The 1,452-nt window shown below is 69.1% G+C and carries 2 protein-coding genes; both read left to right on the top strand.

Going from position 1 to position 1,452, the window contains the following annotated elements:
• Positions 1-414, top strand: a 414-nt coding sequence (locus ACJMNC_RS14440; protein ID WP_408948657.1) for a rhodanese-like domain-containing protein, incomplete at its 5' end; no start/stop codon positions are given.
• Positions 415-454: 40 nt separating this feature from the next.
• Positions 455-1,452: aminotransferase class I/II-fold pyridoxal phosphate-dependent enzyme (locus ACJMNC_RS14435; protein ID WP_408948656.1), on the top strand; the 998-nt coding region annotated here is incomplete at its 3' end.

Genomic DNA, 1,452 nt, shown 5'->3' with positions numbered 1-1,452 from the left:
GTGAGCTACGCAGGGGATCTGACGCCGCAGCAGGCATGGGACAAGCTGGCCGCCGAATCCGATGCGGTGCTGGTGGACTGCCGCACCCAGGCCGAATGGAGCTATGTGGGCGTGCCCGACGTGAGCGGGCTCGGCAAGCGCACCGTCTTCGTCGAGTGGGTCGACTTCCCGCACGGACGGCTCAACGAGCGGTTCGTCGATCAGCTGCGCGCGGCCGGGGTGGCCGACCAGACGCCGGTGCTGTTCCTGTGCCGGTCCGGGCACCGGTCGATCGGTGCGGCCGAGGCCGCTACTGCGGCCGGGATCGGACAGGCGTACAACATTCTGGAGGGTTTCGAAGGCGCGCTCGACGTCGACGGGCACCGCGGCGGCGCCGGCTGGCGGGCCGACGGACTGCCGTGGCGTCAGTCCTGAGCCGTCGCGGAGCGGTCTGACGTAGCGAAGAGGAGACGACATGAGTCGTGAACTGCCCGACTGGGTGTCACCGGAGACCACCGCCGTGCGCGGCGGACTGATGCGGTCCGGGTTCTTCGAGACGTCGGAGGCGGTCTACCTCAACAGCGGTTACGTCTACGAGTCCGCCGAGGCGGCCGAGCGGGCGTTCACCGGCGAGGACGAACGCTTCGTCTACACCCGGTACGGGAATCCGACCGTCGAGATGTTCCAGGAGCGGCTGCGCGGACTCGAGGGCCCCGAGGCCTGCTTCGCCACCGCCAGCGGCATGGCCGCGGTCTTCGTCGCCCTCGGCGCACTGCTCAAGCAGGGCAGCCGGCTGGTCGCGGCCCGCAGCCTGTTCGGCTCATGCTTCGTCATCTGCAACGAGATCCTGCCCTCGTGGGGCGTGGAGACCGTCTTCGTCGACGGTGAAGACCTGGCGCAGTGGGAGGCGGCGTTGTCCGAGCCCGCCGACGCGGTGTTCTTCGAGACGCCCTCCAATCCGATGCAGACCCTGGTGGACGTGCGCGCGGTGGCCGACCTCGCACACGCGGCCGGCGCGCAGGTGGTGCTCGACAACGTCTTCGCCACCCCGCTGCTCCAGCGCGGTCTGGACATGGGTGCCGACGTGATCGTCTACTCGGGCACCAAGCACATCGACGGCCAGGGCCGGGTGATGGGCGGTGCGGTGATGGGCACCGCCGAGTTCATCGACGGTCCGGTCCGCGAACTCATGCGGCACACCGGTCCGGCGCTCAGCCCGTTCAACGCCTGGGTGATGCTCAAAGGCCTCGAGACGATGAAGCTCCGACTGGACCAGTCGGTGGCCAGTGCGCTGACCATCGCCGAATTCCTCGACGACGACCCGCGGGTGGCCAAGACCATCTACCCGTTCCTGCGCTCGCACCCGCAGTACGAGCTGGCCCGCAGCCAGATGTCCGGCGGCGGCACGGTGATCACCTTCGAACTCCGCGACGCGGACGGACAAGCTTCCACTAGTGGCACGGCGGCGGCCTG

This window comes from Gordonia sp. VNK21 (genome assembly GCF_046098115.1).
Classification (GTDB): Bacteria; Actinomycetota; Actinomycetes; order Mycobacteriales; family Mycobacteriaceae; genus Gordonia.
Note: the sequence above shows the minus strand (reverse complement) of the source record. Positions and strands in the feature narration are given on the sequence as shown.